Here is a 4,214-nt window from a genome sequence, read left to right as displayed (position 1 = left end):
GCCGCCCCCGGCCGCCCCCTGGGGGGGCGGGGCGGGGGGGGGCCCCCCCCGCGCCTCCCGCATGGCCGCAGGGTGACACGTGTCACCCTGCTCCGCGCGTCCATGGCTGTTCTCACCAGCGGAAACGCGGCCTAACCTCACGGGACGGCCGCTCGGAACGACGAAAGGGGCCCGCGCCGTGCTCACTCCCGCGGACGACTTCCCGATCCACCAGACGCCCGAGCCCATCGCGACCCCCGCGACCTCGGACCGCAACGCGTACGACCGCTACTGGTTCAACGGGTACGACCGCGACGGCGCGTTCTACTTCGCGTTCGCGCACGGCCTGTACCCGAACCGCTTCGTCGCCGACGCGCACTTCACCATCAGCGTGGACGGCGTCCAGTACAGCCTGCACGGCTCGCGCCGCGCCCCGCAGGACCGCTTCGACCTGACCGTCGGCCCGCTCGGCATCGAGGTCGTCGAGCCCCTCAAGGTGCTGCGCGTCTACGCGACCGGCGAGGGCAACGACACCGGGCTGACCTGCGACCTCACCTTCACCGCGCGCGCCGCGGTCATCGAGGAGCCGCGCGTCACCACCCGCAACGGGCACCACGTGATCATGGACGCCACCCGGCTCACCCAGCTCGGCGTCTGGTCCGGCACGGTCACGCTGCCCGGCGGCCGCGTCATCGACGTGAACCCGGAGACCACGCTCGCCACCCGCGACCGCTCGTGGGGCATCCGCCCGGTCGGCGAGCGCGACGCGGGCGCTCCGAAGCCGTTCAACCCGCTGATGTGGCTGTGGGCGCCCATCCACTGGGAGGACGAGGTCACCCTATGGGGCTCGTTCGAGCGCGCCGACGGCGAGATGTACCAGAAGGACGGGCACCGCATGGCCGCCCAGCCGCTGGGCGCCGTACCGGACACCGCCGCGCTGGCCGTCCCCACGGACGGCCACGACGCCATCGGCTACACCGAACTGCACCCGGTACGCCACGAGTTGACGTTCTTCCCGGGCACCCGCCGGGTCTCCGGCGGCACCATGCACCTCGCCGACGCGGAGGGCAAGGAGTTCGCCTACCGCATCGAACCGCTCGGCACCCGCGGCTACTTGGCCGGTCTCGGCTACCTGCACAGCAAGTGGGGCCACGGCGTCTGGCAGGGCGAACTGGCCGTCGAGGGCGAGACGTGGGTCGTCGACGAGGTCGACCCGCTGGCCTTCGACAAGCAGCACCAGCAGCAGGTCATCCGGGTCACCGAGATAGGCGGCCGCGGGCGCGTGGGCGTCGGCGTCCTGGAGCAGATCATCTTCGGCCCGCACCAGCGCTACGGCTTCAAGGAGATCCTGGACGGGCACCCGGGGGAGTAGTCCTCGTCTTCGCATCTCCGAATCTCCGCATCTCCGCAAAAGGCCGGGCCCGGCACGGACTTCCCCCCGTGCCGAACCCGGCCTTTTCGTGGTTCGCAGCCGGTCGCCGGTCGCCGGTCGCCGGTCGCCGGTCGCCGGTCGCCGGTCGCCGGCAGGGCGGTCAGCGGATGGTCGCGTCGGCCGGCTCGGCCGCCGTTGCGCCGCCCTTCGGCTGCCGGGCCGGCGCCGTACGCGGGATCCGGGTCGCGGCCAGCAGCCCGAGCACCAGGAAGCCCGCGGCGGCGAACATCGTCGTGCGCGTCGCCGCCGCGAAGCCCTCGTCCAGCGCGTCGACCACCGCCGGCCCCTGCGCCCCCAGCGGTCCGGTCTCGCCCTGCGCCCGGATGGTGTCGATGGCCGACCCCGCGGAAGCACGCGTCGCGTCGGCGGCCTGCGCGGCCGCCTGCGGGTCCACCCCGGGCACCTCTTCCACCCGGTCGGGCAGCGTGTGCGCAAGCAGCATCGACAGCAGGCCGCCGATGAGCGCGGCACCCAGTGCGGAGCCGATCTGGCGGGCCGTGCTCTGCACCGCGGAGCCCTGTCCGGAGCGTTCCGGCGGGACGTCGGCCAGGACCGTGCCGGTCAGCTGCGCGGAGGCGAAGCCGAGGCCGAGGCCGTACCCGGCGAGCAGCACCGCGAGGAGCCAGGGCGAGGTGTCGGCGCGTACGAACACCGCGGTCAGCGCCACGAAACCGGCCTCCAGCGCCAGCCCGAGCCGCACGATGCCCGCCGGTGCCATGGTCTGCGCGAGCTTCTCGGTGATGCCGCCCGCGAGGAACGCGCCCAGCGCCATGACGGCCAGCACGACACCCGCGATCAGCGTGCTGAGGTCGAGCACGTTCACCAGGTACAGCGGGAGGACGAACAACAGGCCGAACTCGCCCAGCGCGACGAGCAGCGCGGCGAGATTGCCCCAGCGGAAGCTCGGGTGCCGGAAGAGCGCGAGCTCCAGGATCGCCGGGCGGCCGTCGCGCGCCCGCCGGAACTCGTGCGCGACGAAGGCGGCGAGGAGCAGGACGCCGAGCCCGAGCAGCACCGGGATCGGTGAGACCGGAGCGTCCGCCGGCCAGGTCAGCCCCGCGAAGTGCAGCGGCTGGAGCGGCTTCCACCAGCCGTACGTCTGGCCCTCGACGAGTGCGAAGACCAGCACACCGAACCCGGTCGCGCTGAGCAGCACGCCGGGCAGGTCCGTACCGGTCCCGGGATGCGGATCGCGGGTCTCCGGCACGAACGCGGCCGTGCCCGCGAGGACCAGGGCCGCGATCGGCAGGTTGACCAGGAAGATCCACGGCCAGGTGAACTCGGTGGTCAGCCAGCCGCCGAGCAGCGGCCCGAGTGCGGCCATGCCGGAGATCACCGAGCCCCACACCGCGAACGCGATCGTCCGCTCCCGGCCGCGGAAGAGCGTGTTGACGGCCGAGAGGGTGGCGGGCAGCACGCAAGCGCCGCCGAGGCCTTGCACGACGCGTCCCGCGATCAGCGGCCCCGCGCTGCCCGCGGCCGCCGCCAGGACGCTGCCGGCCGCGAAGACCAGCACACCGGTGACGAACAGCAGACGGCGCCCGAACCGGTCGCCGAGCCGCCCGCAGGTGATCAGCAGCGCCGCGAAGACCACCGAGTAGACCGAGTTGACCCACTGGGCCTCGGAGAAGTCCAGGTGCAGATCGGCGATGATCACCGGCAGCGACACGTTGACGATCGTGCCGTCCAGCACGATCAGCGACAGGCCGAGGGCGAGGACGCCGAGGGCCTTCCAGCGGCGCGGGTCGGGCGTGAAGCCGTCGGGCGCGTCTCCGGCGCCGCCACCGCTGCTCGTGCCGCTCGTACCGCTCGTACCGCTCGTACCGCTCGATCCGGACAACGGGCCTCCTGTCGGCGCAGGCGGCCCGGGCGAGCCGACCTGTGTCGGTTCCCACCGCCTATTTCTGGCGAAACCTCCGAAAGGCGGGCAGGGGCGGGGCGGGTCAGGTCTCACGCCGGGGCAGCGCAGGGCCAGGCCGGGGCACGTCGGCAGGCTCCCGCTGTGCCCCGCCCCGCGGCGGCTCCGTAAGGGGCCGGTCCCGGCGCGGACTTCCCCGTACCGGGACCGGCTGCTGCGCGTGGTTCGACGGCGCGCGATGCGCGCCGGACGGCAGGCAGTCGAAGCCGTGTCCCGGGCCTCCGTCCGATGGCCGGCTACCGGGACCCCGGCGTGCAATCCTTTTTTGAACATGTTCAAATATGTGTGGGCGGGCCGCAAAGCCTGCAGCCGAACTCAGGGGAGAGCTCTGTGAACATGCGCACTTGGGCCGGGAAGACCAGCCGGGCGGGGAAGTGTCTGTCGGCCGCCGTACTGATGACCGCCGCGGTGCTCGCCTCGGGATGCGCGCCCCCGGTCGAGCCCGAGGACGTGCCGGGTACCTACCGCAACAAGAGCAGCGAGATCGTGCTCAAGGCCGACGGGACGTTCAGCGCCAAGGGCATCGGCGAACGCGACGTCAAGGGCTTCGGAAGCGCCGGCCCCGCGGACTTCAGCGGCACGTGGGATCTCACCCCGGCCGACTTCGTCTACCTGACGGTCGATGCCGGTGAAATCGGCAAGTTCGACGCCCAGCTCTACTTCGACGACATCCAACTCCCCACGCAGTCCAGGAAGGTGTACTTCCACCCCGACCCGGACGGCGCGATCACCTTGAAGCTCGACAAGAAGGGCTCGGCCTAGGCCCTGTCTTCAATGTGGTTGGAGCCAGAGGAGTGTTGCGGCGAGGGTGACGGCTGCTTCGTAGGAGGTGGCGGTCTTGTCGTAGCGGGTGGCGATGCCGCGGAAGTGCTTGAGGCGGTTGAA

Annotated in this window: 3 protein-coding genes and 1 pseudogene; 2 read left to right on the top strand and 2 right to left on the bottom strand. The window is 72.2% G+C overall.

Going from position 1 to position 4,214, the window contains the following annotated elements; genetic code table 11:
- The first annotated feature begins 178 nt into the window (after window positions 1–178).
- Window positions 179–1,351 carry an Rv3169 family protein gene (locus LZ495_RS36660; RefSeq protein ID WP_235057488.1) on the top strand — a complete coding sequence of 391 codons (1,173 nt, stop codon included), beginning with the start codon at window positions 179–181 and terminating at the stop codon, window positions 1,349–1,351.
- Window positions 1,352–1,511: 160 nt separating this feature from the next.
- Here the strand turns inward: LZ495_RS36660 and LZ495_RS36655 are convergent, their stop codons facing one another.
- A complete protein-coding gene (locus LZ495_RS36655) occupies window positions 1,512–3,251 on the bottom strand; it encodes an MFS transporter (protein ID WP_235057487.1) in 1,740 nt (579 codons plus the stop codon).
- A gap of 414 nt (window positions 3,252–3,665) precedes the next feature.
- On the opposite strand from LZ495_RS36655, the gene LZ495_RS36650 reads away from it, so the two are divergent.
- The gene (locus LZ495_RS36650) at window positions 3,666–4,091 is read left to right on the top strand and encodes a hypothetical protein (RefSeq protein WP_235057557.1); all 426 of its coding nucleotides are present in this window, start codon (window positions 3,666–3,668) and stop codon (window positions 4,089–4,091) included.
- A gap of 9 nt (window positions 4,092–4,100) precedes the next feature.
- Here the strand turns inward: LZ495_RS36650 and LZ495_RS36645 are convergent.
- Window positions 4,101–4,214 (bottom strand): annotated as a pseudogene (locus LZ495_RS36645) (IS5/IS1182 family transposase); the annotation flags it as partial.

The sequence above is a fragment of the Yinghuangia soli genome (genome assembly GCF_021502675.1).
Taxonomy (GTDB): Bacteria; Actinomycetota; Actinomycetes; order Streptomycetales; family Streptomycetaceae; genus Yinghuangia; species Yinghuangia soli.
The sequence above is the reverse complement of the archived record's forward strand: the minus strand, read 5'-3'. Positions and strand labels throughout refer to the sequence as shown.

Bases quoted from the DNA above. Each gene is read 5' to 3' on its own strand.
- LZ495_RS36650 (WP_235057557.1), top strand. From the start codon at position 3,666: ATGCGCACTTGGGCCGGGAAGACCAGCCGGGCGGGGAAGTGTCTGTCG.